Here is a 25,348-nt window from a genome sequence, read left to right as displayed (position 1 = left end):
CTGGGCGGAGGTTTCCATGGGCGCGCGTTTGCGGACGGTGTGGTTGGCGAATGTGGCGGTGGGCGCGGCGGCGGTGACGGTGCGGACGCCGTTCCGCGCACCGGCGGCGTTCACCGTGCATACGACGAATCCTGTTCGGGTGCAACGGCAATCGCTGTTCGCCTCGGACCTCGAGGTGGTGACGGTGACGGACCGGTCGGCGGTGCTGACCTGGACCACCCGGGTCCGGGACCGCTCCGGGCGGCTGCGGCCCGAGCCCGCGGACACCGAGGTGCGGATCACGCCCGCGGACGGGCGGCTCCCGGCGCGGCCGTATCACCTCGACACCACCCGGACCCCCTTCCACTACGCGGAGATCCACGGGCTCGAACCCGGGCGGTCGTACCGGTTCGAGGCGTACTCGGACGGCCGTCGCGCCGTCCCGGCCCGCACCCTGGTGACCCGCGCGCCCGGCACCCCGGAATCCACCGGCGTGTTCACCACGCTCACACCGCCGCCGGGGGTGCTGTTGCGCACGCTGGCGCTGGCCAACGACGTGCACTACGGCGAACGCGCCAGCGGCCTGCTGGTGGCCGGGCTGCCGACCGGCGTCCGGCACGACACCGCCGAGTATCCGGAACTGATGCTGGACGCGGTGCTCGGCGATGTGCGCCGGCCCGACCGCGCCGCCGACCACCTGATCCTGGCGGGCGACCTGACCGACAGCGGCACCGTGGAGCAGTCCCGCGCGATCCGGGCGCGGCTGGACCGCTGGGGCCGGCTCGGCGACGACTGGCTGGCCTGCCGCGGCAATCACGACGCGCCGATCGCGCCCGGCAACGACCCGTGGGGTGCGGCCTTCCACGCCAGGCAGCAGCTCGTCACGCACGAGGCGGGCGGGCTGCGGCTGATCGGACTGGACACCACCCGGCTGCGCGGCTCCGGCGGCACCATCGTCGCCCCGCAGCTGGCGCGGCTGCGCGAGGTGCTGGCCGCCGATCCGGACCGGCCCACCCTCGTCTTCGGCCACCACCCGGTGACACTGTCGGCGGCGGTGAGCAATCCGGGCGGGCCCGGTTTCGTGCTCGACCGCGCCACCGCCGCGGGACTGCACGAGGCGTACCGCGCGGCGCCCGGCGTCTTCCTGCACCACAGTGGGCACACCCACCGCAACCGGCGCGGGCGGCCCGACACCGGTATCGAGGTCGAGTTCACCGAGGGCGCCGCGGTCAAGGAGTACCCGGGCGGCTATCTGCTGGTGCGGGTGTACACCGGTGGCTACATGGTCAACTTCTACAAGACCCGCAGCGAGGCCGCGCGGCGCTGGAGCACCCGCACCCGCCGCCAGTATCTGGGCCTGCACCCGGACCACGCGCTGGGCAGCGTCGCCGACCGCAATCACGTGGTGCTGCGCGACTTCTCGGGCCTGGCCGCCTCCTGACCGACCGCGCACGACCGAACATGTTGTCCGGCAGAATAATTCGTTGCCGTGGCTAAACTCGTCAGGAACACCCCGAGGAGGCGGCATGTTCGAGCGTTTCGACGACGCGGCGCGACGGGTCGTGGTGGTCTCGCAGGAGGAGGCGCGGCGGCTGCACCACCGGCACATCGGATCCGAACACCTGCTGCTCGGCGTGCTGGGGGCCGCCGAGGACGGGACCGCCCCCGCCACTGTGCAACTGCTGCTGCACGAGGGGCTCAGCCCGGCCGATGCGGCGCAACGGCTGCGGCCGGAGCCCGGCGCGGGCGAGCCCAGCCCGAACCATCTGCCGTTCACCGAGGAGGCCAAGGCGGCGCTGGAAGCGGCCTTCCGGCAGTCGATCACGGTCGGCGACGAGGCCATCACCCCGGACCATCTGCTGCTGGGCATCGGCCGCACCGCGATCGCGACACCCGATTCGATTGCCGCGCAGTCGTTGTCCACCCTCGGCCTGACCAACGAGATGCTGCGCATCGGCTTCGGGCGCTATCGGGCCGCGATGTCGCGGGTCCTGATGCAGGCCATCCAGCGCGCCGGATGGTGGGCCCGGCGGCGCGACACCGAGATTCGCACCGAACATCTGCTGCTGGGCCTGCTCGACACCGACGAGCAGTTGTGCGAGCGGGTGTTCGCCGCCGCGGGCGCGGACCCGCAGCGCATCCGCGCGGAGCTGCTGGCCCTCGTCGAGCCGGCTACCGAGTAGCGCGTCGGGTAAGCGGTCACCTCTCGTCACCCCAAGGTTACGTAAAATTTCCCAAGGGATTGTTAGAGAAGGTCCCGAAGCGGGGCGCGGATCGCGCGGTGAAACGCACACTTTCGCCGCGGCGCCGGTCCGCGGCCGGCGGCGTGCCCGGTGGCGATTCCGGCGCCACCGGAATCGTCTCGCCCGGTAAGGACCCACATGACGACACAATCGAGCGGCCGGCTCACCACCGACCAGCGCAATGCCTTCATCGCAGCCCAATTGGGCTGGACGATGGACGCTTTCGATTTCTTCCTCGTGGTGCTGGTATACGCCGACATCGCGAAGAGCTTTCACATGAAGACGACCGAGGTCGCCTTCATCACGACGGCGACCCTGATCATGCGCCCGGTCGGGGCGCTGCTGTTCGGGTTGTGGGCCGACCGGGTCGGTCGCCGCACCCCGCTGATGGTCAACGTCGCCTGTTATTCCGTCGCCGGCTTCCTGTGCGCGTTCGCGCCCAATTTCACGGTGCTGGTGATCCTGCGGCTGCTGTACGGCATCGGGATGGGCGGCGAATGGGGGCTGGGGGCCGCGCTGGCGATGGAGAAGATCCCCGCCGAACGCCGCGGCTTCTTCTCGGGGCTGCTCCAGGAGGGATATTCGTTCGGATATCTGCTGGCCTCGCTGGCGTCGCTGCTGGTGATCAACTGGTGGGGCCTGTCGTGGCGCTGGCTGTTCGCGCTGTCGATCGTGCCGGCGCTGGTCATCCTGATCATCCGGTCCCGGGTCAAGGAATCGGAGGTCTGGGAGGCCACCCAGGAGCGATTGCGCAGCACCAAGACCTCGCTGCGGACCGTGCTGTCGAATCCGGTGGTGTTGCGCCGCTTCGTCTATCTGGTGCTGCTGATGACCGCGTTCAACTGGATGAGCCACGGCACCCAGGACGTGTACCCCACCTTCCTGTCCGCGCACGTGCACGAGGGCGCGGGGCTGTCCACCACGGCCGCGCGCTGGATCGCGGTGCTGTACAACGTCGGCGCGATCATCGGCGGGCTGGTGTTCGGCACGCTGTCGTCGAAGTACGGCCGCCGCAACACGATCGTGTTCTGCGCGGTGCTGGGGCTGCCCATCGTGCCGCTGTTCGCCTACTCGCACACCGCCGGAATGCTGTGTCTCGGTTCATTTCTCATGCAGCTGGCGGTGCAGGGCGCCTGGGGTGTGATCCCGGCGCATCTCACCGAGATGTCGCCGGACGCCATCCGCGGTTTCTATCCGGGCGTCACCTATCAGCTCGGTAATCTGCTGGCCTCGCTGAACCTGCCGATCCAGGAACGGCTGGCCGAACACCACGGGTATCCGTTCGCGCTGGCGGTGACCATCATTCCGGTGTTCCTGGCGGTCGTCTTCTTCACCTCGCTGGGCCGGGAGGCCCGGGGGATCAGATTCGGCGCGGCCGAATCGGAATCGGAGCCGACGACGGCCTGAGCGACCCTGTCGCAAATGCCCGTTTCACGGGTGGCGGGGCGATGTCACCACGATATCGTTGCGAAACAGCCCACGGACTCCGGCCGATGCTGGCACGATGAGAAGTACAGTTATTGTGCAGCACGCCGCGTCGAACCGGAGTTTGTCGTGAATCGCACCGCCGCTCGTGTCCCGTCGGTCGTCGAACCGAATCCCGCCCCCGACGCCGACCTGGGCCGCCGATTACGCGAATGCGACGAGTTCTTCCGGCAACCCGAACTGTCCCACCTGCCCCGCCGCCGCCGGTTGATGGCGTTGTGGCAGTTGCGCACCCACGGCAGCTATCGGCAGACCGCCGAGGAGATCGTGATCGGCGCCCGGCTGGCCTGGCGCAATCACGATCGCTGCGTGGGCCGCAGCCATTGGCGCTCACTGGAATTGCTCGACGCCCGATCAGTGCGCAGCGCCGCGGATCTGGCCGCGGCCTGCTTCGAGCACCTGCGCCGCGCACTCCAGGGCCGCGCGGTGCGCTCCCTGATCACCGTCGGACCACAGGCCGGCCCGGACGGGCAGTCGTTCCGGATCCTCAACTCGCAGTTGATCCGTTACGCCGGTTACCGCACGCCGGACGGTACGGTGCTCGGCGATCCGGACGCGGTCGAACTCACCGACCTGGCCCGCCGCCTCGGCTGGCGCGGCGCCCGCACGGCCTTCGACGTACTGCCCCTGCTGATCAGCGCGCCCGGCGAGCCGCTGCGCTGGTTCCCGCTGCCGCCGGACGTGGTCCGCGAGGTCCCGCTGGAACATCCGGACCATCCCTGGTTCGCCGAGCTCGGCCTGAAATGGCATGCGATACCGGCGGTTTCGAACATGAATCTGGAGATCGGCGGCCTCACCTATCCGGTGGCCCCGTTCAACGGCTGGTACGTCTCCACCGAGATCGGCGCCCGCAACCTCAGCGACCGGGACCGCTACGACATGCTGCCCGTGATCGCCGAACGACTCGGCCTGGACCGCTCCAGCGAGCGCACCCTGTGGCGCGACCGCGCCCTGGTGGAGCTGAATGTGGCGGTGCTGCACAGCTATCGGAAGGCCGGCGTGTACATCGTCGACCACCACACCGTCGCCACACAGTTCCTCGGGCACGTGCGCCGCGAGGAGGCCGCCGGCCGCGGCTGCCCCGCCGACTGGTCCTGGATCAACCCACCCATGTCCGCGGGCCTCACCCCCACCTTCCACCGCTACTACGATCCCCCCGACCCGGCCGTCCGACCGAACTTCGTCCGCCGGGAGTGATCCGGGCCCTACCATCTGTCCCGGAGGTGAGCGCCCATGCCGAAGGTGCTTCTGATCACCGGAGATGCCGCCGAGGACCTCGAGGTCATGTACCCGTACCAGCGATTGCTGGAAGCGGGCTACGAGGTGGACATCGCCGCCCCCGCCCGCAAGGTGTTGCAGTTCGTGGTCCACGATTTCGTCCCCGGCTTCGACACCTACACCGAGAAGCCCGGCCACACCTGGCCCGCCGACCTGGCTTTCACCGAGGTCGACCCGGATACCTACGCGGCCCTGGTCATCCCCGGCGGCAGAGCCCCGGAATACCTGCGCGGCAACAAGGATTGCCGCCACCTGGTGCAGCATTTCGTCGACACCGGCAAACCCATCGCCGCCCTCTGCCACGGCCCCCTGATCCTCGCCGCCACCGGCGCCCTCACCGGCCGCAGTTGCAGCGCCTACCCCGCCCTGGAACCCGACCTGGCCGCCGCCGGCGCCCACTGGGTCGACAGCCCCGACCACGTCGACGGCAACATCGTCTCCGGCCGCGCCTGGCCGGACCACCCGCTGTGGATGCGGGCCTTCCTCACCGTGTTGCAGGCGGAGGCACCGGTCGGGTAGTTCCGGTGGCGGAAGGCCCGGCCGCGCGACACCACGACAGGGCACTCGCCTGTTCCCGAAAACCGGCGCGACGCATGCACAATGGAGCCGGTCTCCGCGATGCGCGGCGACCGGGAATACAGCGACGCGATGAACGACAGTGCGCGGCGGGTAGCGTGGTGCGACACAGCGCGGCGGCGACAGCGTGCGACAGTGCAGAGCGCGGCGGTGCCCCGTGTCCACCGTGTGCATGATCCGCCCGAAGCCGGATCGACGGGTGGGCGAGGGGGACACGAGTGGTGACAGAGCAACGTGGATTCATCCGGGAGGTGCGGATCGATCCGAGCGCGGACGAGCGGGACGGGTATCCGTTCGACCTGCCCGTGGTCGCGGCGCTGCGCCGCGGGGGCGGCCTGCGGATTCCGCCGGGTGCGATCTTCCTGGTGGGCGAGAACGGCAGCGGCAAATCCACGCTGCTGGAGGCGATCGCGGTCGCCACCGGATTCAATCCCGAAGGCGGCAGCCAGAATTTCCGCTTCGCGACCAGGTCCACCGAATCCGAACTCGGTGACCACCTGCGCGTGTCGTGGGGCACCCGCAAGCCCCGGACCAGGTTCTTCCTGCGCGCCGAATCGTTCTACAACGTCGCCACCGAGATCGAGCGCATCCCGGGTCTGGCCGAAGCAGGCTACGGCGGGGTCCGGCTGCACGAGCGCTCGCACGGTGAGTCGTTCGTCGCGCTGATGCGGGAGCGGTTCGGGCCCGACGGCCTCTATCTGCTGGACGAGCCCGAGGCGGCGCTGTCCCCGCGCGGCTGCCTGGCGGTGCTGGCGCGTTTCGCCGAACTGATCGCCCAGCGCTGCCAGCTCATCGTGGCCACCCACTCCCCGATCCTGCTCGCGCTACCCGGGGCGACGATCTACCAGATCGGCGACGACGGCGGTATCGACCGGGTCGCCTACGACGATGCGCTGCCGGTGCAGATGACCCGCGACTTCCTCGCCGCCCCCGAACGGTATCTGCGGTACCTGCTCGAATCGGACTGAGTGCCGCCGGCCTCCGACGTTCGATCAGGTCGAGGGAGGACGGTGCGGAGCGCTGCACCGAACGTTCCGCCGGATGGACACAGCTGCCATCGGTCGCACGCAAGCGAGACCGCTCGTGGTGAGCCGGTTCAGGGCAGGTGGTCGGTGTCGACGCCGAGGCGGGCGCCGAGGACGGCGGCTTCGCCGCGGGTGGCGACGTCCAGTTTCTTCAGCAGGCGGGCGACGTGGAATTTCACCGTGCTCTCGGTGATCCCGAGGGCGTCGGCGATGGCGCGGTTGCGCTTTCCGGCGGTGAGGTGGCCCAATACCTCCAGTTCGCGGCGGTTCAGGACCGACAGGGGGTGTTCGCCGGCGCGGGGGCGGTGGTGTTCCAGGGGGATGGTGAGGGTGACGCGGCTGCCCCAGCCGGGCACCGATTCCAGGGTGTAGGCGCCGCGGACGGCGTCGGCGCGACCGGACAGCTGGCGGGCGAGGGCCTCGGTGTCGACGGTGCCGGCGGCCTGTTCCTGGGCGTCGATCAGGAGGTTGTCGCCGTCGCAAGCCCAGGCCACCCGGATCCGCTCCGGGCCCGGTTCGGCGCCGAAGGCCAGGACCACCGCGCGCACCATCGCCCTTGCGGCATAGGCGATCTCGCCGGAGACGCTGCGGTCGTCGGCGGGGCCGGAGCAGTGCAGATCGATGCCGCGGCCGCACAGCAGCGAGTCGATCTCCGCGTGCAGGCGGGCGAACGCCTCGGTCAGGGGTTCGGCGAAGCGGGCGCGGTCGGATTCGCCGGCCGCGCGCAGGGCGATCAGGGCGCCGGAGGCGATCTCGGTGGCCGCGGCGCGGGCGCGGCGGTCGTCCAGGTCGGCCGAGCGCAGGGTACCGAGCAGGCCGGTCAGGGTCGCTTCCTGGACGGCGGTGAGTTCGGTGATGGTGCGGGCGCGTTCGCTGGAGGCGGCCCGGGATTCGGCGAGGTAGTCCGGGCTGGCCTGCGCCACCTGCTGCCGGATCGAGGTCGCGACAACGCCGAACTGAGCTGAGATCTCCTGCGGTGCAGCCACTTCCGCGTCCTCGGGCAGGACCAGCACCAGCAGGGTGTCGGTGCGGTCGCGGACCGCCCACACCCGGTGGGCGGCCCCGGCCAGCCGCGCCGGGCCGGTGCGGGTGGCGCCGTGGTCCAGCGACTGCCGCAGCACGTCGAGTTCGCCGATGGTGACCCGTTCGATCAGGTCCGCGGGTCCGGCCACCTTGCGGGGGCGGCCGGTGCATTCGCGGGTGAAGATGATCAGCGCGGTGTGCGGACAGCGGTCGGCCAGGCGCAGCGAGAACCGGTTCGCGATCTCGGCCAGCGGGCCCTCGATCACCTCGCGCATGCCGGACAGCAGTTCGGTGGGTGTCTCAGCGAGTCGCGCGGGCCTGGCCATCAGCCCACTCTAGATATCCGTCGGCCCGGGACACCTGGCCGTTCGGATAGTTCGCGCCGTCCGGTCGGCCAGGTCCGAACTGGCCGACCGGACGGTAGCGTGTCGACGCAGCGCTGTATGCCGCGCCGCGGCATGCCCGCATCGCCGTCAGCAATCGCGTTGTTCAACGCCTAGGAGGATGAGCAGAAATGCCGCAAACGGTTCGGGGCGTCGTCGCCCGCGCGCAGGGCGCACCGGTCGAGGTCACCGACATCGTGATTCCGGATCCGGGGCCCGGCGAGGTGGTGGTGGCGATCGCCGCGTGCGGTGTCTGCCACACCGACCTGCACTATCGCGAGGGCGGGATCAACGACGAGTTCCCGTTCCTGCTCGGCCACGAGGCCGCGGGCACCGTGGAGAGCGTCGGACCCGGCGTCGAGTCCGTGGCCCCCGGCGATTTCGTCATCCTGAACTGGCGGGCCGTGTGCGGGCAGTGCCGGGCGTGTAAGCGGGGCCGCCCGCAGTACTGCTTCGACACCTTCAACGCCACCCAGAAGATGACCCTCGCCGACGGCACCGCGCTCACCCCGGCGCTGGGCATCGGGGCCTTCGCCGACAAGACGCTGGTGCACGCCGGGCAGTGCACGAAGGTCGATCCGAGCACCGATCCCGCGGTCGCGGGCCTGCTGGGCTGCGGTGTGATGGCCGGGCTCGGCGCGGCGATCAACACCGGCGGCGTGGACCGCACCGATTCGGTGGCCGTGATCGGCTGCGGTGGTGTCGGCGACGCGGCCATCGCGGGCGCCCGGCTGGTCGGCGCGCACACCATCATCGCGATCGACCGCGACGCGCGGAAGCTGGAGTGGGCCACCGAACTCGGCGCCACCCACACCATCAACAGCGCCGAGGTCGACGCCGTCGAGGCGGTGCAGGAGATCACCGGCGGTTTCGGCGCCGACGTGGTGATCGACGCGGTCGGCCGCCCGGAGACCTGGAAGCAGGCGTTCTACGCCCGCGACCTGGCCGGGACCGTGGTGCTGGTCGGGGTGCCCACTCCGGACATGACGCTGGAGATGCCGCTGATCGACTTCTTCGCCCGCGGCGGCGCGCTGAAGTCCTCCTGGTACGGCGACTGCCTGCCCGAGCGCGACTTCCCGGTGCTGATCGACCTGTACCGGCAGGGCCGGCTGCCGCTGGAGAAGTTCGTCACCGAGCGCATCGGCCTCGGCGATGTGGAGAAGGCGTTCGAGACCATGCATCGCGGCGAGGTGCTGCGCTCGGTGGTGGTGTTGTGAGCCTGCGGGTCGACCGGGTCGTCACCTCCGGCACCTTCGAACTCGACGGCGGCAGCTGGGCGGTGGACAACAACATCTGGCTGGTCGGCGACGACAGCGAGGTGGTGATCATCGACGCCGCGCACACCGCCGCGCCGATCGTCGAGGCGGTCGCGGGCCGGCGGGTGGTGGCGGTGGTGTGCACGCACGGGCACAACGACCACGTGACCGTCGCGCCGGAACTGTCGGCCACCCTGGACGCGCCGATCCTGCTGCATCCCGGTGACGATGTGCTGTGGGAGCGGACGCATGCCGGGGTGAAGCACGGCCTGCTCGACCACGAGCAGCGAATCCCGGTGGCGGGCACGGAGTTACAGGTGATCCACACTCCGGGGCACTCCCCCGGCTCGGCCTGCCTGTACGCCCCGGAGGCGGGGGTGCTGTTCTCCGGCGACACGCTGTTCTCCGGCGGGCCGGGTGCGACCGGGCGGTCGTTCTCCAGCTTCCCGACGATCATCGAATCGATCCGGGAACGTGTGCTGACTCTCCCCGAGGACACCGCGGTGCACACGGGTCACGGCGACGGCACCACCGTCGGCACCGAGGCCCCGCACCTGGCGGAATGGCTCGCGCGCGGCCACTGAACGCGTGTGGCGGCGCCGGAGTCCGGCATTCCGGCGCCGCCCGGCCGGGCATCCGGTCATAGCCGATGATTATCATGGGTGAATTCATGGGACCATATTGTCAACAATCTTGGTGACGGTTATGTTGGCTGTGTGACCGCCCGAGCAACCCTGGAGCACCCGATGATCATCGACTGCCACGGCCACTACACCATCGCTCCGCCGGCCCTCGAAGCCTGGCGTGATCGGCAGATCGCGGGCATCGATGATCCGAGCCAGGCGCCTTCGCCCGGCGACCTGCGCATCGGTGACGACGAACTACGCGAGAGCATCGAGGCCAATCAGCTGCGGCTGATGGACGAGCGCGGCATCGACCTCACCGTCTTCTCCCCGCGGGCCTCCTTCATGGCCCACCACCTCGGCGATTTCGCCGTCTCGGCGCAGTGGGCGGCGATCTGCAACGAGCTCTGCCATCGGGTCGCCACGCTGTTCCCGGACCGGTTCGCCACCGCGGCCATGCTGCCGCAGTCCCCCGGCGTCGACCCGGCCACCTGCCTGCCCGAACTGGTCCGCAGTGTCGAGGAGCTCGACGCGGTCGCGATCAACCTCAACCCGGACCCCTCCGGCGGCCACTGGACCGCGCCGCCGCTGACCGACCGGTCCTGGTACCCGATCTACGAAAAGCTGGCCGAATACGACATCCCGGCCATGATCCACGTATCGACCAGCTGCAATCCGGCCTTCCACACCACCGGCGCGCACTACCTCAACGCCGACACCACCGCGTTCATGCAGCTGATCCAGGGCGACCTGTTCGCCGACTTCCCGACCCTGAAGTTCGTCATCCCGCACGGCGGCGGCGCGGCGCCCTATCACTGGGGCCGGTTCCGTGGCCTGGCGATGGCGCTGCGGAAGCCGGAGCTGGAGGAACACCTGCTGCACAACGTGTTCTTCGACACCTGCGTCTACCACCAGCCCGGCATCGACCTGCTGCTGGACGTCATCCCCACGAAGAACGTGCTGTTCGCCTCCGAGATGATCGGCGCGGTCCGCGACATCGACCCGCGCACCGGGCACCACTTCGACGACACCCGCCGCTACGTGACCGCCGCCGGCCTGGCCGAGGCGGACCTCGCCGCGGTGCTGTCCGGCAACGCCCGCACGGTCTACCCGCGGCTGGACGCCCTGCTCACGAAGCAGGGGCGGTAATGCCCGCCTTCACGAAGTCCGCGGGCTGGCTGGACTGGTACGCCGATCCCTCGACACCGCGATTCGTGCTGCCCGCCGGCGCCGTCGACGCACACTGCCACGTCTTCGGGCCGGGCCGCGAATTCCCCTACGCCCCCGAGCGCAAGTACACCCCGTGCGATGCGAGCAAAGACCAATTGTTCACGCTGCGTGACCATCTCGGCCTGTCCCGCACCGTGGTCGTGGCGGCTGGTGTACCTGTGGGGCGCGCTGGGCCTGGTGGTCCTGATCTTCGCCCGCCGGTTGACCGAATCCCCACTGTGGCACGAGAATCGGGGCGACTACGCCGCCGCCGAAGCGGTGCTGCGCGATATCGAGGCGAGGGTGTCGGCCGAACACGGCCCGCTGCCCGCACCCGCCCCCGAGGTGATCACCGACCGCCCCGCCAAGGCCCCCTGGACCCTACTGCTGCGACGCCGCTACCTGCTGCCCACCCTGCTCCTGACGGTGCTGTGGGTGACCCAGTCCATCGGCTTCTTCGGCTACTCCACCTGGGCCCCGTCGCTACTGGCGAAACAGGGCTTCAGCGTGCAGAGTTCGACGCTGTACGTGGCCCTGGCCACCGTCGGCGCACCCCTGGGTTCCTACCTGGCGGCCCTGGTCACCGACCGTTTCGAGCGCAAATGGTGCCTGGTCGGCTTCGGCACGGTGATCGCCGCCTGCGGTCTGCTCTACGGCCTGACCTTCACCCCCGCGATGATCGTCGCCTTCGGCTTCCTGGTGAACCTGTTCGAACGCGGCTACACCGCACTCGGTTACGCCTACTCCCGCGAACTGTTCGATACCCGCACCCGATCCCTGGGCACCGGCGTCTCCTACGGCCTCGGCCGCCTCTCCAACGCCGCAGGCCCGCTGATCATCGCCCACCTCTACACCTGGAGCGGCTACCGATCGGTGTTCTACTTCATCGCCGCCACCTGGCTGATCGGCGCGATCGTCCTGGCCCTGTTCGGCCCCCGCACCCGCGAACGCCGACTCGCCACCGCACCGCAACCGGTCGCGGCCTGAACCGGCCGTGGTGACGGGTCGCTGCCACCCGTCACCACGGCCTTTCCGCTCGTCACGGCACGATCACCAGTTTGCCGCGGGTCCGCCCACCGCGACTGGCATCGAACGCCGCCCCCACCCGGTCCAGCGGATAGGCGTCCGCGACCTCGACGGTCACGGCCCCCGCATCGACCAGCCCCACCACCTCGGTGAGTGCATCCCCGTCCGGCCGCACCCAGAGCCACTGACCGCCGTGCTCCCGCACCGACGGATCGGCCACCGACACATGCCGCCCACCGGTCCGCAACACCGCGAGCGTGCTCTCCAGTTGCCCACCCACGAAATCGGCCACCGCGTCGACCCCCGCCGGTGCCAGCGCCCGGATCCGCTCGGCCTGCCCGTCCCCGTAGGCAACCGGCTCGGCCCCCAGCGACCGCAGATATTCGTGATTACGCTCGGACGCCGTACCGATCACCCGCGCGCCGCGATACCTCGCGATCTGCACCGCGATACTCCCGACCCCACCCGCGGCCGCGTACACCACGACGGTGTCCCCCTCCCCCACCTGCAACCGATCCAACCCTCGCAACGCCGTCAGCCCCGCCAGCGGCAACCCACCGGCCTGCGCCCAGGTGAGCCCCGCCGGCTTGCGCGCCACCGCATCCGCGGACACCGCCACATATTCGGCGAAGGTCCCGGCATTCACCACATCCTTGCGCGCATACGCGACCACCTCGTGCCCGACCGCGAACTCCCGCGTATCCGGCCCGACCGCCACCACCTCCCCCGCGACATCCCACCCCGGGATCACCGGGAACACCGCCGCCATCATCGAATCCAGATACCCGGCCATGACCTTCCAGTCCACCGGATTCACCCCCGCCGCCCGCACCTTCACCAACACCTGCCCCGGCCCCAGCCGAGGCTCCGCCACGTCCCCCACCCGCAGTCGTGAATTGTCCGCGCTGTACGCGTCATAGGTCACCGCACGCATATGTCTCCGACCTCCTTCGTGATGGACCACCGAGGTTCAAGGCAACGCCTCGCCACTGTATTCCGGGCAGGGCGGGAATCGGACAAGGCGGGCCGACAGGTCCGGTCCGGTGCACAGGTGGGCACCGCACAACCAGTGAATCGACGATAACGAATATTCGACGATCGGGAATTCGTCCACTGGAAAGTGAATATTTGCGAGGGCACGGACCGCCCGAAGCCATCGCTGGTAACAGCGAAACATGGCCGCCGGCAGGAATACTCGATCAGCCCGCCCGAAGACCTGGCCGACGCCGCCCGGGCGCGAGTCGGATCCGGTAACTAATCCACATATGCCAGGGAGGCCCTCGAGTATCGCATGACCATGGAAAAACTCGGCGAGATAGTTTCCGAATTCAATCGCAACAAGCAGCGGAAGCAGCAGCCGCGCGCACCCTCATACAAAACAGTCGGCAGAATTCAGCAATCCGCGACGAACGATGAACGGGACTCTTGCGATTCACGACGTCACACGCGCCGTCAGCGATACGGCCGCGGAACTGCTGCGGTCCCACGAGCTCAGCGGCCACAAGTACGCCATCGACGCGACCCTGGCCGCCGGAGCCCGAGGAGCCCGACAGCCGGTCACGGTCGTCACGTCGGATCCAGCAGACCTGACGTCACTGTGCGGCCCGCAGCTTTCCATCCGGAAGGTACAGGGCAGCCCGCGAGACGATCCAGCCCCTCGGCGAACAGAGCGGGTAACCCGGTAGGCATCCGCCGCCTCACCCCGATCGAAAGCGCCCAGGTCAGAGCCCGATTTGGGAACCAGACAAGCGATACGCTAAAGTTTCACCTCGGTCGCCGGTGACGGCGAACCGGAGCAATCCCCTATAGCTCAATTGGCAGAGCAGCCGACTGTTAATCGGCAGGTTTCTGGTTCGAGTCCAGATGGGGGAGCAGGAAACGACCCTCTACCAGCAGAAACAGGTAGGGGGTTGTTTCGTAGCTGGGGATGTGTATGCCGATTTCCCCGTATATTCCCCGTACAATCAATCCCGTACTTTCCCGGACGCGAACCGATCGAGCACTGCCCGGACGTCGGGCCCCTGCGTTTGGCGCTCGACATAGTGCTGTTCGGTGGTCGACTGCCGGGCGTGCGACAGCTGGTGTTGCGCCTCTGCGAGGCCAAGCTCACCGGTAACCACGGTCGCCACCGTTCGCCGGAACGAATACGGCGTGACCCACTTCAGTTCCTCAGGTAGAGCGTCGCGCATCGCGCGGCGGAGATTGGCGAGGCTCATCCAACCACCGTTGCGATTCGCGAATACCTGCCCGTACTCGCCGGACTGGCCGACCATCTCCGTCAGCGCTGCGACCGCGAGCTTTGGCAATACCAATCTATGTGGCGGTGCGCCCCCCTTTCGTTCGTCCTGGCGATGCACAGGGAGGGGATTGCCGTCCTGGTCCTCGGCCTGCCCGTGGTCGATGATTGTTCCGGTGAGCGTCAGGGTTGGCGGATCTGCCAGTAGATCGACCTCGAACCACCGCGCGGCGAGCAACTCGTTCGGCCGGCAGCCCGTGGAACCGAGCACCTCGACGACGACGGGCAGTAGTCGCCCTGGCTTCGGTCCGTTCCGGCGTGGGCGGTCGCAGAACTCACGTATCGCTGCACGAATAGCGGCGAACTCGGCGGGTGTAGCCGCGCGTGCGTCGGCCTTGCGAACTTTCACGGTCTCGGTTTCGCGTATCGGGTTCACTGGGATCACGTCGTAGCGGACCGCCAGGCCGAACATGCCGACGAGGATGGTCCGCAACTGCTTACCCGCCGAGGCGCTGCGCTCGGTTATGAGATTCAGGTGTGCTTCACCGCGGCTGGTGGGGAACTCACGGATGCGTAGTGCGCCAATCTGTTCCTCGGCGTTACGCTTCCAGCCACGCCGGTACTGGGTGGCCGATTGTCCCTTGAGCTTGCCCTTGGTGGCCAGCCATGCGCTGAACAACTCAGACAAGGTCGTCTTGTCGGTCACGAGCGCGACCGACGATATGGGGGTCGATCGGGAGCGTAACTCTCGCAACAAGTTCCGGCGAGCATCCTCCTCGCTGCGGCCGCTGCGCTCGACCTCGCGCCGCTTGCCGTCTTGATCGCGGATGTACGTCACTGCGGTGAACTTGCCCGGCCCGGTTTCGCGCACTTTGATCTTCCCCCACTCGCCGGGGCGCATGCGCTCTCTAGGCATCGCGCGAGTCCGCTTCGTCATCGAGGAACTCATCATCGAAAACCTGGCGAGCTGCACGTAGATGCGCATCCATGAGCTTCAGCAATTCGAGTCGTCCGTTCTCGTCGAGTTCCTCGAATGACATGCCCCACTTGTCCATGTAGCCACTGATCAGCTCGAGCCGCGCCTGCCGCCATCGGGCTTCATGACCCGAGGTGGTGCGGGGTTCGATCACAACGCCACCGAGCTTCAGAACTTCCGCTCGCACTTCCGCCAGTTGCACCCGCAGACGGGCGACGGTTTCAGTCACCTCGGCAGCGTCCATCATGCGGTCAGGGTCGGCGCTCGACCGGCGCATGCCCAATTCGGTCAGGTGGCTCCTCGCGCGCAGTCTTGCATAGTGGCGCGACGCCATCAGCAAGGCGCCCTTGTTCAACACTGCGCCTTTGGCCGCCACGGGCACTTCGCCTGAAAACCATTGCAGTGCACCGAAGCTGGAGTCGGTTTCCCTAGGGATCACCATCACCGGGCCGTCCGGAACCTCCGGGTAGATGAGCTCTATAGGCGAACGGTGGAGTGCGGCGGCGAGTGTGATCAGCTCGGCCAGATCCATCTTTCCGGACCGGGCGTTGGTCTCGATCTTGGTGATAGCCACTCGGTGTATCGGATAGCCCAATTCCCTTGTCTTGTCGGACAGTTCGGCAACCGTAAGATCCTGCGCCTTCCTCAGCGCAGCGACGGCCTCGCCGATACGTCCAGCCTGGTCGGTCTGCCACTGCTTCGCCTGGTCGTCAATGTTCGGCATTGCGACATAGTTGCACGATCCGGAAGCGTCCGCTACTGTCCGGATCAGGTTCGGTTATGTGAACTTGAGTCGTATTACAGAACATCGGAGAACGGATGACGGCCCGTCAAGCTCGATTGCACTCGATTCCCGCCGCTGCCGAACAGCTCGGTATCGGACGGTCTCACTTGTATGTCCTCATGGGCGCTGGACGCCTGAGGTTCGTCAAGGTCGGCAAGCGCCGACTCATCCCAGAGGACGCCATCACTGAGTTCATCGCCGCGCTGAGTGCCCAATCGGTGGATGCGTGATGAATCCCCACCGCGTCGCCCTACCGGGCGGCCCGGGATCGGCGCCCACCGCCGATCACCGGGCCAGCAAGAAAACCCAACCGTGTTGACGAAGGAATTCTCTCAAATGACGAAGATACAGCCGCACCGCCGCGGCGACCAGACCGACACCGCCCCCACCCCGTCTGAGGCGTACGCCGCCGGGGTCATCGGCCGGATCCTCGGCGCCATGAAGGATCAGGGTCGCAGCATCCGCGACGTCGCGGACGCTGCGGGCATCAGCCCGTTGCAGTGGGGCAACTCCCTCGCCGGCAAGCGCGACCTCCGCGTTTCCGATGCGTTCGCCGCCGGTCACCTCGCATTGTCCATCCCGCTGGACGAGCTGTTCGGGGTCACGAAGGCGTCGCCGTGGCAGGACCTTCTGTGCGACGACTGCGGCACCGTGATCAGCCGCGTGATGTCGCCGATGCCGCGGGTGCCGGTCCGCTGCTGGGATTGCCGCCAGTCACCGCCCTCGGGGCACCCGACCGGGACTGTCGATCTCGCCGCCGACCCGCGCGACGGTAACCACTGCCTGTGGTGCTCGCTTGCGTTGGATGCTCCGGACGTCGATCGGATGCCGGTCGGCAACGGATTCCCTGTCCAGCTGTACAGCTGCACCTATTGCGCCGAGGGAGCCCGGTGACCTCGGCGCAACCGGCCCTGCTCGACCTGCTGCACAGCGTCGGGGTCCACCACACCGGCCCGTTCGGAGACATCGAGCGTCGCGGCCGCAAGCTGTTCCTCGGCGTCATCACCATGGATCACAGCGGGACAGTCACTGTCACTCCGCATTTCGGTGTGACACGGGAGCAGGGCGCGCTGCTGACCAGCGCTGCGGCGACCGTCTGGGCGTGCGGGCGGAACGTGATCGGTCCTCCGGACGCCTGGCTCTATCGGCAGGGCAAGGGGTGGGCGGTCCGTATCGCCATCTGCGACGAGCCGGAGGCGGTCCGCGCGGAGATGGCGATCACCACCGCGCGGGAATGCGTCCACCTCGGCCGGGGCCGGTAAGTCACCCCTTCAGCGGATCCCAGGGCGCGGCCGGTGTGGCCGCGCCCTGCACGCTGTTGTCGTCGGCCGGTTTCCCTCACCGCCGTAGTTCACCCGGCACGAGAATCCCTCGCTTGCGGCACTCTTTCAACCATTTATCGGCGGTATGTACGCCGACCTGTTTGTTATGTGAGATATGTTGGCGTGCACTGACTTTCATCGACTTCGCATCCCGCGCCAGTCGAGCGATTTCGGCATAGAAATCGTCGTCGTAACCTCGCGGTCCAGGTTTCTGCGGCTCGTGCTTCTCGGGATGACCGAAATGTGTCCACGCGAACTCGGGATTCTCCAGGAAGCCGCCACGGACGAAAACTCTGGCGGCGCCGTTCAGTCGCTCCAGCGGAATCCGCCGGAGATCACGTTGAGTGATCGGTCTCGCCTCACTGGTGCTGCGGATCAGCAGTTCGACCACGCGCGGGTCGTCCTCGGAATCGCTCACACCGATCTCGTATTGGAGGTCATGACCCCACAGTGTGATCCGTGCCTCCCGAGGACCGGAGAGGTATTCCACCCACTTCACTTCACCTGCTTTTCCTTCGTTCGGTACCGGTTCTGGCGTGTCTGCACTCATAAATTCGTACCGTACATCGGACTGGACTTAGGTACAACCAGCAGACACGCTGGACATATACGAAAGATCGGAGGGCTATAGACCAATGCCACGTAGGGTAAGTGGTGCGTCCGTGTGGTTTGGTTGTGCTGTTTGATTTTTCGGGTGCTTGTGGTGGGGGTGTGGCAGTGTCTCGGGGGTGACGGACGTGGTGGTGGCGACGCCGGACATGGTGTCGCTGGGTGTGCTGGCAGGGGTTGTGGACCGGGCTCGGGTGGAGGATGCGGTCATGGTGTGCGGGGCGCGTGCGCAGCGGTCGGGCGGGAAGTTGCCTCCGCATGTGGTGGCGTATCTGACGATGGCGTTGTGCCTGTTCGGCGGCGATTCCTATGAGGAGGTCGCGGTGAAGGTGACCGGGGCGCTGACCCGGTGGGGTTGCTGGGATGCGGGCTGGTCGCCGCCGACGGCATCGGGGATCACCCAGGCGCGTAAACGGTTGGGGCCCAAGGTTCTCGAGCGGGTGTTCGAGTCGGTTGCCGCACCGGTGGCGACTCCGGCGACGCGGGGGGCGTGGCTGGCGGGGCGCGGCTGGTGGCCATCGACGGTTTCGATGTGGACGTGGCTGACACCGAATCGAATGTGGCCGAATTCGGGTATCACGGGTCCGGGGACAACCGCTCGACCTATCCGAAAGCGCGGGTGGTCGCGTTGAGCGAGTGCGGTACGCATGTTTTTCTGGCCGCGGAGGTTACCGCGATCACTGTCGGGGAACGTGCCGCGGCTGCCCGGTTGTATCCGCGGCTGCTCGGTGACGAGATCTTGTGCGCGGACCGGGGTTTCTACTCCTTCGATGCGTGGGCGGCCGCGAAAGCCGGTGGGGCCGAACTGGTGTGGCGAGCACCGACCAATCTGCGCCTGCCGGTGGTGCGGGTACATGCGGACGGCACCTACGTGTCGGTACTCATCGATCCTGCCGTGCAGTCGAAACGGCGGCGTGCAGCGATCCTGGCCGCCGCGGCCGCGGGCGAGGACCTCGACGAAGCCGAGGACGCGCACCTGGTGCGCGTCGTGGAATACGATGTGCCCGACCGTAATCCCGACGGTGAGCTGATCGTGCTGCTGACCACCCTCACCGATCCCGCGGCCGTGCGCGCCGACCAGATCGTAAGCGCCTACCACGAGCGCTGGGAACACGAAACCGCGAACGACCAGCTGAAAACCCACCTCCGCGGCCCCGGCGCCGTACTCCAGTCGAAGTCGCCGGAATTGGTCCATCAGGAGATCTGGGCGTGGCTGACCGTCCACTACGCCATCGCCGCGGTCATGGCCCGCGCCGCCGAAGCCGCCGACCTGGACCCCGACCGAATATCGTTCATCCACGCACTCAACATCATCCGCCGCACCGCCACCGGCACGGCGGCTTTTCCCCCCTCACCGCTGGACCGACCCCGACGTGACCGCCTCGGTCGCCACTGAGATCACTACCCGGCTCAACCCACCCCGGCGCCACCGCAGCTACCCACGCAAGATCAAACGCGGACGTCACAACGCCTACCTGATAAAACGCAAGTGCGACAAAGGAATCCGACACACCGGCCCGGCCACCATCAACCTGCGACGCCTACCCGCCGCATGACAAACCACACGGACGCACCACTTACCCTACGTGGCATTGATCTATACCTACCCGTCGAAGAAATCGCTGCACTCGATCGTCGGGAAGGTCCGGATCATGACGAGTAGATCGACAACCGGTAAACCGCTGGAAGAGTTGCTCAAATACCTGAACAGTGTGGTTCGGGGCTGGTGTATGTATTTCCGGCACGGTGTCTCATCGGCGACCTTTCGCTACCTCCGCCACTACATGTGGCGGGAAGTGGGAAATTGGCTGAGAATGAAACACCGGCGAATGAGCTGGCCGAATCTGAGACGCCGGTATTCCGACCCTCGGTACCCGGTGTATTGGCCAGCCGCCAATGGGACCGTGCTCTATGACCCTGCGACAATAGTTATCGAGCGATATCGATGGCGGGGTTACACGATCCCGACACCATGGAGCGCTCGGGCGGAACAACTCGAAGCACTCGCACAGGCATGACATCCATGGAGAGCCCGTTGCGTCGAGAGGCGCACGGCGGGTTCGGCGGGCGGCCACGGGAAACAGACCCGAGGCAACTCGGGCACTGCGCCCGTGGCCGACCCAACTTCTCCTCGCGCGATACCAGGGGCATCCGCGGCACGAGGACGACCAGAGCGCATTCCTGCTGCACGCCGCGGCGTTCGATCGGCTCGCCGGAGACGTCACCGCTGGACGGGTCCGGCTTCCGGCCAGAGCAACCGACGTCTGGCCACCCGTGGCGCTCACCGTCGACGAGGTGGGCTGAATGACAGTCCACCACGCTGACCAACTGTGGATCGACATCGCGATAGCCGCCGCGGTACTTCTCCCTTCGGCCGTTGCTGTGCGGATGATCCTCGCGGGGCGCCGACGTCGCACCCGGACGACTGAATACCTGCGCCGGCCAACGGAATCCGAGCAGCCTGGCAGCTGGGACATGATGGGCGACGACGAGGACGCTGAACGATGAACAGACCCGCCGAACTCCCGTTGTCCACAGCGGTCCTGTGCACGTGGACGGGGCAGCCCTGCTCGATCGCGCCCGCGTTGGTGGAGCTGGTGAACGTGGCATCGAACATCGCTGGCTGCCAGCACATCATCTACGGCTGGGCGGTCCGCCAGTCCGGGAACCTCGAACCCGACCTGAAGACCTTGGATCTGACCCTGGCCGGCGCCACTTCGATCCCGTCGACGTCGATGCTCGATCTCGCCGTGTGGCAGGTCGAGTACGACCGTCAGCTTGCGCAGGTACTTCCCCAGCGGCGCAACGCTATTCCGCTCGACGAATCCCCTGGGCACCTGCTCGCCCGCATGGCCTGGGCTATGGCTCAGATCAGCCGTGGGCGGTCACGATTATAGGGGCTCGCGATTGCCGGTGGTTGCCCGCCGGAGGTTGTCCGCGGTTGCGTGATGATCGCGTAGCCGGTAGGAGTCGCCGTCGAGGTTGATGACCATCGACCGGTGTAACAGGCGGTCCAGGAGTGCGGCCGCGACGGTGTTGTCTCCGAGGATTTCGCCCCACGACCCGACACCTCGGTTGGTGGTGATCACGATCGAGGTCTTCAAATATCGTTGCGAGACAACCTGAAACAAGGCTGATGCCGCCTCGGCGGTAAGCAACGGCAGGTAGCCCAGTTCGTCGATGACGAGCAAGGCCGGTCCGGCGTAGAACCGCATGGTGGTCGCCCACCGGCCCTCGATCGCCGCGCGGTGGCAGCGGGCAGCCAGATCGGCGGCGGTGGTGAAGTAGGTGCGGTAACCGGCGTGGGCGGCCGCGCGGGCGAGTCCTGTTGCCAGATGGGTCTTTCCGGTGCCGGGGGTGCCGATCAGCAGGACGTTGGTCGCGGATTCGAGGAACCGGCAGGTGCCGAGCTCGTCGAGCAGCGGCCGGTCGATCCCGGAGGCGGCATCGACGTCGAAGTTGTCCAGCGACGCGGGGGTTTGCAGGTTCGCGAACCGGAGACGCCCGTTCAGCCGAGCGGGCTTCGGTGTCGTCGACCTCGATGCGTAGTAGTTTCTCCAAAGTCGCTGTCGCCGAGAGGTTCTGCGCGACGGCGTCTTCGAGGATCCGTGGGAGGGCTTCGGCGGCGGCGTGGAGTTTCAGCGTCGCCAGATGCGAGCGGAGCTGCTGGTAGCGGGTCGCGGTCTCGTCGGCGCCGGGCTTTCGTGGCTCGGCGGGCGGTCTTGTTCGGGCTGGTGGTCATTTGCGGCTCCTGGCGGTGGCGGCGCGCTCGTAGGCGGCCAGATCGGTGATGTTGCTGGTGACCGCCGATGCGGCTGTGCTGGTGTCGGCGGGATCGGCGGCTGCCCGCAGGGCGCGGCGGCGGCGCGGGCGGCGTCGCCGGGTGGGATGCGTTCCTTGCGGCGGTGCGGGCGGCCGGTGTTCGCCGACTCCATCGCCGCGCGGTCGAGCGCGACGACGTGGCCGTGGTCACGGACCGTGGCGCCGAGGCCGTCGGCGGCGCGTTCGTGTCGGGCGATCACGATCCCGGCTGTGGTGGCGATGTCGATGGTGTTGCCGCGTAACGGTTGTGCGACGATGACCGTCGCCGCGGCCAGCTCGGGAGGCACCGAGTAGCGGTTGCCGCGCCAGGAGATCATCGCCTGCCGGGACACAACCCTCGGTTCGGTGACCATCGCCGGATACGGGTCAGCAGGTAACGGCCGCAATGGTTCTCGTGCCGCGATCGTCGCGACGCTGGCCCGGCCGTCGGCGGTCGGCCGCAGCCGGGTGTCGGTGCGCAGTGAACAGAACTTGTCCAGGCTCGCTTGTGCCTGTTCGACGGTGAGTTCGTCGGCGAGGGTGCGCCACCAGCGTTGCGCGGCAGTGTGATTGGCTTTCTCGACCACTCCTTTGCGGTTCGCGCGCGGGCCGGGCAGATCTCCGGCAGCACGGCGTAGTACTTGAGCACCGCGGCGAACGACGCGGTGACCTGCCCCGACGACGGATAGCAGACAGTGGACATGCGGTCGAACCGCCACGACCCGGTCACCCCGCCCAGGGCGCGAGCGACCCGGTCCAGGCCCTCGATCAGGTGCGGCTGGTCGGTGGTAGGCGGCGCGAGATAGCCGCGCCAGCGGCCGGAGTGGGCCAGGGACCCGACGAGCAGGTGCGCGTTCGCGCCCCACCCCCACGACTGCGGTGGGTTGGGCAGATCGACCCAGTCCCATTGGGTTTCACCACCGGGTGGGTGCGCGATGACGGCATTGGGGCGTTCGGTCACCCTCCGGCAGGCTTGGCAGACCGGACGGAGCTTGCGGGCGCGGATGTTGCGGGTCAGCGACTGATACGACAACCCGAACCCGAGAGGTTCGAGCTCGTCGAACAGGGTTTGCGCCCACAGGTGCGGGTCCTCGGTCAGGCGGGCGGTCACATAGTCCACGAACCGTTCGAACGGGTCGGGCTGGTGTCGTTTCCGGACCCCGGGTGTCGTCCACCCGCAGACTGGGGGGTGGTATTTCGACGGAGCACGGACCGTCGAGCTGCCCGACCGTAAGATCGACGTCGCGCTACACGGGGCGACTTTCAACCTGAGACTCACTCTTCCGGAGTCGCCGTTCACTGGCGACCTGACCGAGGACTCAAACGTCTTGTCACCGTTGTGGGCCGAAACCGAAGCGATGCTCCGCGGATTGCTGGACTCGCTCGGATTTCAGCTCGGCGCCGCACTTGAACCCCAACTCCTGACCGGGACGATCGACGGTCGGTCGGTGATCGGCACGCTGACCCAGTTTCCCGGTCTCGCCCGTTCGCCCGAATCGCGAGTGTCCGCCGAAGTTATCGAGCGCTACACGCAGTTGATCGCCGCCAATGCCAACGTCCGGCACGCCTTGCTGACATGCGGTCAGCCTTGAGGTTGTCTGACGACGCCGTGTTCTATTGCTACCGCGCGTTGGAGAGTCTCCGTCAGGAGTTCGTCGACGAGTCCGATCCGCGGAACAGCCGGGAGAAAGCCTCGTGGGATCGGCTGCGGACGGCCCTTTCGGTAGACGCCGAAGAAGCGAAAAAGCTTGCTGCTCTTGCGACACCACGGAGGCATGGAGCGAATCCGCATATCGCGTATGACGATCGCCTTGCATGGCTGAAGTGGACGCGCGAGCTGGTTGCCAAGTACATCGAGGACTACTTACCAACACTCAAGCCGGAGGCGGACGGAGCCTTCTCGGTGGACAGGTAGCGGTAAACCTTTCGCAGTGCCGGATACCTTCATTGGCGCGACCATGACCGACACCGGCCGGGGAACCTTCCGCCTCACGGGTCGGCCGGTCACCGACCCGGAGGACCTGGCGCAGCTGACCCTTGCAGACGACGAATCGGCTATCGAGGTGCCGAAGATTCGGAGGACGTTCTATGGAGCTGCGGACAGCTACGCCGTGGGCTGACCTACTCGGGCACGCCCGATACGACGCCGTGCACCTCGAAGTTCGGGACACCTATGCAGTGCCGGCGGAATCAGAGCCGCTGCGGCGGTTCCTTGCCGGTGAGCCGAGACTCAGCGAGCCGGACGAGTACTGGGAAGCATGGGCTGAAGTCGTGAAGGACGCCACCGCCCGGGGTGTCGCAGTGCGACGCGTCCGGGTGGTCACCGAGCCCATGTCGGACTATCAGCGTTGGTTGCTGACCGAGACCGGCGACAACATCGAAGCCGGGGAGGATGTCCGTTATCTCGCAAGGCATCTCGTCAGGGATGTGCCTGCCGACGATGCTTGGGTCGTCGACGGGACCACCATCGGGTTCAACTTGGTCGACTCCGCCGGTAAGCCGGCCGGGGCGGCGGTAACCACCGATCCCGGCATCGTGAGCTACTACCGGGATGCTGTCGAGCGGCTGTGGTCGCTGGCTACTCCGTTCCCCGACTACGTCGCCGGACACCGGTGACCGATTCCGTTCAACAGCAACGGGAAGCACTCGGGCAGCGGCTTCGGGAGATGCGAAAGTCTTCCAGGGTCACTGCCCGAGAGCTTGCCCGTCGTGAGGGCTGGCACGAATCGAAGTGCAGCAAGATCGAGTACGGCCGGATCAGACCGTCAGAGACGGACCTGAGGGCTTACTGCGTCCACTGCGGCGCCGAGGAACAACTACCGGACCTGGTCGCGTCACTGAAGAACCTCGATGCCGCGTACATCGAGTGGCGGCGGGTGCTGGCGACCGGGCACAAGGCCCGGCAGCAGCAGTCGGTGAAGCTCGAAGCCGAGGCGAGGATCATTCGCAACTGGCAGCCTCAGGTGATCCCGGGTTTGTTGCAGACCGCCGACTACGCATCGGCGATTCTGCGGTATGCCGTCGAGTTCTACCGGGTACCTGATGACATCGATAAGTCGGTATCGGTCCGCATGGACCGTCAGAGAATCCTGTACCGGGGTACTTGCTTGTTCCACTTCCTCATAGCCGAACAAGCTCTGTACACCACAGTCGGCAGTGACGGCATCATGATCGGTCAGCTGGACCGGCTCAGATCTATTCTCGGCATGCCCCGGGTCACGTTGGGGATCGTTCCAGCTGTTGCCGAGGCCAAGGCGGCTGCGGAGAACTTCGTCATGATGGATGACCGAGTGGTGAAGGTCGAGGGCACCACGGCAGAGTTGACCATCACCCAACCCCGAGAGATCGCCTTGTTCGGCCGGGCGTTCGATGTGCTGGCCGGTCAATCGGTGACCGGCGACCGAGCACGGGACTTGATCGGCAGGGCCCTCGAAAGCCGGTCCAGATAGCGCATACGCGAACGAACCGGGACGGGCAGAGCGCCGTCGGCGACGCGCGGCACAGGCACGGCAAC

28 protein-coding genes, 1 tRNA gene and 2 pseudogenes are annotated in these 25,348 nt (G+C 67.4%); 24 read left to right on the top strand and 7 right to left on the bottom strand.

The features are described from left to right. Window positions 1-16: 16 nt before the first annotated feature. The 6 genes from LBW94_RS35285 to LBW94_RS35260 all read left to right on the top strand — a co-directional run bounded on the left by LBW94_RS35285 (window position 17) and on the right by LBW94_RS35260 (window position 6,529). Window positions 17-1,420, top strand: a complete 1,404-nt coding sequence (locus LBW94_RS35285; protein ID WP_225061670.1) for a metallophosphoesterase — start codon at window positions 17-19, stop codon at window positions 1,418-1,420. Between the two features lie 85 nt (window positions 1,421-1,505). Further along, window positions 1,506-2,162: a Clp protease N-terminal domain-containing protein gene (locus LBW94_RS35280; RefSeq protein WP_225061671.1), complete on the top strand. Its 657-nt coding sequence runs from the start codon at window positions 1,506-1,508 to the stop codon at window positions 2,160-2,162. A gap of 198 nt (window positions 2,163-2,360) precedes the next feature. Next, complete coding sequence (locus LBW94_RS35275) at window positions 2,361-3,629, top strand: MFS transporter (protein WP_225061672.1); 1,269 nt, start codon at window positions 2,361-2,363, stop codon at window positions 3,627-3,629. A gap of 147 nt (window positions 3,630-3,776) precedes the next feature. Then, window positions 3,777-4,904 (top strand): nitric oxide synthase oxygenase, encoded by a 1,128-nt coding sequence (locus LBW94_RS35270; RefSeq protein ID WP_225061673.1) that lies wholly within the window; start codon window positions 3,777-3,779, stop codon window positions 4,902-4,904. 36 nt (window positions 4,905-4,940) lie between these two features. Beyond that, a complete protein-coding gene (locus tag LBW94_RS35265; RefSeq protein WP_225061674.1) occupies window positions 4,941-5,504 on the top strand; it encodes a DJ-1/PfpI family protein in 564 nt (187 codons plus the stop codon). 278 nt (window positions 5,505-5,782) lie between these two features. After that, on the top strand, window positions 5,783-6,529 hold the full coding sequence (locus tag LBW94_RS35260) for an AAA family ATPase (RefSeq protein ID WP_225061675.1): 747 nt from the start codon (window positions 5,783-5,785) through the stop codon (window positions 6,527-6,529). Window positions 6,530-6,657: 128 nt separating this feature from the next. Here LBW94_RS35260 and LBW94_RS35255 read toward each other — a convergent pair whose 3' ends face one another. Continuing rightward, complete coding sequence (locus tag LBW94_RS35255) at window positions 6,658-7,935, bottom strand: helix-turn-helix transcriptional regulator (protein WP_225061676.1); 1,278 nt, start codon at window positions 7,933-7,935, stop codon at window positions 6,658-6,660. Between the two features lie 188 nt (window positions 7,936-8,123). Between LBW94_RS35255 and LBW94_RS35250 the strand changes: the two genes are divergently transcribed. The 4 genes from LBW94_RS35250 to LBW94_RS35230 all read left to right on the top strand — a co-directional run bounded on the left by LBW94_RS35250 (window position 8,124) and on the right by LBW94_RS35230 (window position 12,067). Then, entirely contained in the window at window positions 8,124-9,209 is a 1,086-nt protein-coding gene (locus LBW94_RS35250; protein ID WP_225061677.1) for an S-(hydroxymethyl)mycothiol dehydrogenase, read from the top strand. After that, entirely contained in the window at window positions 9,206-9,832 is a 627-nt protein-coding gene (locus LBW94_RS35245) for an MBL fold metallo-hydrolase (RefSeq protein ID WP_225061678.1), read from the top strand. The genes LBW94_RS35250 and LBW94_RS35245 overlap by 4 nt, the downstream gene beginning before the upstream one ends. A gap of 132 nt (window positions 9,833-9,964) precedes the next feature. After that, on the top strand, window positions 9,965-11,020 hold the full coding sequence (locus tag LBW94_RS35240; RefSeq protein WP_225061679.1) for an amidohydrolase family protein: 1,056 nt from the start codon (window positions 9,965-9,967) through the stop codon (window positions 11,018-11,020). 159 nt (window positions 11,021-11,179) lie between these two features. After that, a complete protein-coding gene (locus LBW94_RS35230) occupies window positions 11,180-12,067 on the top strand; it encodes an MFS transporter (RefSeq protein ID WP_225061680.1) in 888 nt (295 codons plus the stop codon). 52 nt (window positions 12,068-12,119) lie between these two features. Here the strand turns inward: LBW94_RS35230 and LBW94_RS35225 are convergent, their stop codons facing one another. Continuing rightward, complete coding sequence (locus LBW94_RS35225; RefSeq protein WP_225061681.1) at window positions 12,120-13,040, bottom strand: NADP-dependent oxidoreductase; 921 nt, start codon at window positions 13,038-13,040, stop codon at window positions 12,120-12,122. An 865-nt stretch (window positions 13,041-13,905) separates the two neighbouring features. Between LBW94_RS35225 and LBW94_RS35220 the strand changes: the two genes are divergently transcribed. Beyond that, a tRNA-Asn gene (locus LBW94_RS35220) sits at window positions 13,906-13,978 on the top strand. Between the two features lie 92 nt (window positions 13,979-14,070). Here LBW94_RS35220 and LBW94_RS35215 read toward each other — a convergent pair. Both LBW94_RS35215 and LBW94_RS35210 read right to left on the bottom strand, forming a co-directional pair. After that, a complete protein-coding gene (locus LBW94_RS35215; RefSeq protein WP_225061688.1) occupies window positions 14,071-15,258 on the bottom strand; it encodes a tyrosine-type recombinase/integrase in 1,188 nt (395 codons plus the stop codon). Beyond that, on the bottom strand, window positions 15,251-16,042 hold the full coding sequence (locus LBW94_RS35210; protein ID WP_225061682.1) for a helix-turn-helix domain-containing protein: 792 nt from the start codon (window positions 16,040-16,042) through the stop codon (window positions 15,251-15,253). Before LBW94_RS35210 ends, LBW94_RS35215 begins: the two co-directional genes overlap by 8 nt. Before the next feature lie 95 nt (window positions 16,043-16,137). Here LBW94_RS35210 and LBW94_RS35205 point away from each other — a divergent pair, with 95 nt between their 5' ends. The 3 genes from LBW94_RS35205 (at window position 16,138) to LBW94_RS35195 (ending at window position 17,364) form a co-directional block, all read left to right on the top strand. Next, complete coding sequence (locus LBW94_RS35205; protein ID WP_225061683.1) at window positions 16,138-16,332, top strand: excisionase family DNA-binding protein; 195 nt, start codon at window positions 16,138-16,140, stop codon at window positions 16,330-16,332. A gap of 106 nt (window positions 16,333-16,438) precedes the next feature. After that, entirely contained in the window at window positions 16,439-16,996 is a 558-nt protein-coding gene (locus tag LBW94_RS35200; protein WP_225061684.1) for a hypothetical protein, read from the top strand. Continuing rightward, window positions 16,993-17,364: a hypothetical protein gene (locus LBW94_RS35195; protein ID WP_225061685.1), complete on the top strand. Its 372-nt coding sequence runs from the start codon at window positions 16,993-16,995 to the stop codon at window positions 17,362-17,364. Before LBW94_RS35200 ends, LBW94_RS35195 begins: the two co-directional genes overlap by 4 nt. A 76-nt stretch (window positions 17,365-17,440) precedes the next feature. On the opposite strand, the gene LBW94_RS35190 is transcribed toward LBW94_RS35195, so the two are convergent. Then, entirely contained in the window at window positions 17,441-17,974 is a 534-nt protein-coding gene (locus LBW94_RS35190) for a hypothetical protein (protein ID WP_225061686.1), read from the bottom strand. 178 nt (window positions 17,975-18,152) lie between these two features. Between LBW94_RS35190 and LBW94_RS35185 the strand changes: the two genes are divergently transcribed. The 5 genes from LBW94_RS35185 (at window position 18,153) to LBW94_RS35170 (ending at window position 20,930) form a co-directional block, all read left to right on the top strand. Further along, entirely contained in the window at window positions 18,153-18,665 is a 513-nt protein-coding gene (locus LBW94_RS35185; RefSeq protein ID WP_266272902.1) for a transposase domain-containing protein, read from the top strand. Continuing rightward, a complete protein-coding gene (locus LBW94_RS35180) occupies window positions 18,572-19,429 on the top strand; it encodes an IS4 family transposase (protein ID WP_266272900.1) in 858 nt (285 codons plus the stop codon). Before LBW94_RS35185 ends, LBW94_RS35180 begins: the two co-directional genes overlap by 94 nt. A 190-nt stretch (window positions 19,430-19,619) precedes the next feature. Beyond that, window positions 19,620-20,051 carry a group II intron maturase-specific domain-containing protein gene (locus tag LBW94_RS44540; protein ID WP_416277017.1) on the top strand — a complete coding sequence of 144 codons (432 nt, stop codon included), beginning with the start codon at window positions 19,620-19,622 and terminating at the stop codon, window positions 20,049-20,051. Window positions 20,052-20,337: 286 nt separating this feature from the next. Further along, the gene (locus LBW94_RS35175; protein WP_225062814.1) at window positions 20,338-20,541 is read left to right on the top strand and encodes a hypothetical protein; all 204 of its coding nucleotides are present in this window, start codon (window positions 20,338-20,340) and stop codon (window positions 20,539-20,541) included. Then, window positions 20,538-20,930, top strand: coding sequence for a hypothetical protein (locus LBW94_RS35170; protein WP_266272898.1), 393 nt, complete (start codon window positions 20,538-20,540; stop codon window positions 20,928-20,930). Before LBW94_RS35175 ends, LBW94_RS35170 begins: the two co-directional genes overlap by 4 nt. On the opposite strand, the pseudogene istB reads toward LBW94_RS35170, so the two are convergent. Both istB and LBW94_RS35160 read right to left on the bottom strand, forming a co-directional pair. Continuing rightward, window positions 20,925-21,717: pseudogene (gene istB, locus LBW94_RS35165) on the bottom strand (IS21-like element helper ATPase IstB); the annotation flags it as partial. The gene LBW94_RS35170 and the pseudogene istB sit on opposite strands and share 6 nt — an antisense overlap. Before the next feature lie 54 nt (window positions 21,718-21,771). Continuing rightward, window positions 21,772-23,071: pseudogene (locus LBW94_RS35160) on the bottom strand (Mu transposase domain-containing protein). Between the two features lie 133 nt (window positions 23,072-23,204). Between LBW94_RS35160 and LBW94_RS35155 the strand changes: the two are divergent. The 5 genes from LBW94_RS35155 to LBW94_RS35135 are packed head-to-tail and all read left to right on the top strand — an operon-like array spanning window position 23,205 to window position 25,283. After that, window positions 23,205-23,426, top strand: coding sequence for a hypothetical protein (locus tag LBW94_RS35155; RefSeq protein ID WP_266272897.1), 222 nt, complete (start codon window positions 23,205-23,207; stop codon window positions 23,424-23,426). Window positions 23,427-23,428: 2 nt separating this feature from the next. Next, the gene (locus LBW94_RS35150; RefSeq protein ID WP_225062056.1) at window positions 23,429-23,749 is read left to right on the top strand and encodes a hypothetical protein; all 321 of its coding nucleotides are present in this window, start codon (window positions 23,429-23,431) and stop codon (window positions 23,747-23,749) included. A gap of 16 nt (window positions 23,750-23,765) precedes the next feature. After that, complete coding sequence (locus LBW94_RS35145; protein ID WP_225062057.1) at window positions 23,766-23,954, top strand: hypothetical protein; 189 nt, start codon at window positions 23,766-23,768, stop codon at window positions 23,952-23,954. Further along, window positions 23,923-24,450, top strand: a complete 528-nt coding sequence (locus LBW94_RS35140; protein WP_255635200.1) for a DUF6879 family protein — start codon at window positions 23,923-23,925, stop codon at window positions 24,448-24,450. The genes LBW94_RS35145 and LBW94_RS35140 overlap by 32 nt, the downstream gene beginning before the upstream one ends. After that, the gene (locus LBW94_RS35135) at window positions 24,447-25,283 is read left to right on the top strand and encodes a helix-turn-helix domain-containing protein (RefSeq protein ID WP_225062059.1); all 837 of its coding nucleotides are present in this window, start codon (window positions 24,447-24,449) and stop codon (window positions 25,281-25,283) included. The genes LBW94_RS35140 and LBW94_RS35135 overlap by 4 nt, the downstream gene beginning before the upstream one ends. Window positions 25,284-25,348: the final 65 nt, after the last annotated feature.

This window comes from Nocardia sp. alder85J, assembly GCF_020176955.2.
Taxonomy (GTDB): domain Bacteria; phylum Actinomycetota; class Actinomycetes; order Mycobacteriales; family Mycobacteriaceae; genus Nocardia.
This window is presented reverse-complemented; position numbering and strand designations above follow the sequence as displayed.

Bases quoted from the DNA above. Each gene is read 5' to 3' on its own strand.
- LBW94_RS35280 (WP_225061671.1), top strand. From the start codon at position 1,506: ATGTTCGAGCGTTTCGACGACGCGGCGCGACGGGTCGTGGTGGTCTCG.
- LBW94_RS35190 (WP_225061686.1), bottom strand. From the start codon at position 17,974: ATGAGTGCAGACACGCCAGAACCGGTACCGAACGAAGGAAAAGCAGGT.
- LBW94_RS35215 (WP_225061688.1), bottom strand. From the start codon at position 15,258: ATGCCTAGAGAGCGCATGCGCCCCGGCGAGTGGGGGAAGATCAAAGTG.
- LBW94_RS35230 (WP_225061680.1), top strand. From the start codon at position 11,180: ATGCGAGCAAAGACCAATTGTTCACGCTGCGTGACCATCTCGGCCTGT.
- LBW94_RS35205 (WP_225061683.1), top strand. From the start codon at position 16,138: ATGACGGCCCGTCAAGCTCGATTGCACTCGATTCCCGCCGCTGCCGAA.
- LBW94_RS35200 (WP_225061684.1), top strand. From the start codon at position 16,439: ATGACGAAGATACAGCCGCACCGCCGCGGCGACCAGACCGACACCGCC.
- LBW94_RS35210 (WP_225061682.1), bottom strand. From the start codon at position 16,042: ATGCCGAACATTGACGACCAGGCGAAGCAGTGGCAGACCGACCAGGCT.
- LBW94_RS35265 (WP_225061674.1), top strand. From the start codon at position 4,941: ATGCCGAAGGTGCTTCTGATCACCGGAGATGCCGCCGAGGACCTCGAG.
- LBW94_RS35140 (WP_255635200.1), top strand. From the start codon at position 23,923: ATGGAGCTGCGGACAGCTACGCCGTGGGCTGACCTACTCGGGCACGCC.
- LBW94_RS35250 (WP_225061677.1), top strand. From the start codon at position 8,124: ATGCCGCAAACGGTTCGGGGCGTCGTCGCCCGCGCGCAGGGCGCACCG.
- LBW94_RS35285 (WP_225061670.1), top strand. From the start codon at position 17: ATGGGCGCGCGTTTGCGGACGGTGTGGTTGGCGAATGTGGCGGTGGGC.
- LBW94_RS35170 (WP_266272898.1), top strand. From the start codon at position 20,538: ATGAACAGACCCGCCGAACTCCCGTTGTCCACAGCGGTCCTGTGCACG.
- LBW94_RS35275 (WP_225061672.1), top strand. From the start codon at position 2,361: ATGACGACACAATCGAGCGGCCGGCTCACCACCGACCAGCGCAATGCC.
- LBW94_RS35175 (WP_225062814.1), top strand. From the start codon at position 20,338: ATGACAGTCCACCACGCTGACCAACTGTGGATCGACATCGCGATAGCC.
- LBW94_RS35255 (WP_225061676.1), bottom strand. From the start codon at position 7,935: ATGGCCAGGCCCGCGCGACTCGCTGAGACACCCACCGAACTGCTGTCC.
- LBW94_RS35225 (WP_225061681.1), bottom strand. From the start codon at position 13,040: ATGCGTGCGGTGACCTATGACGCGTACAGCGCGGACAATTCACGACTG.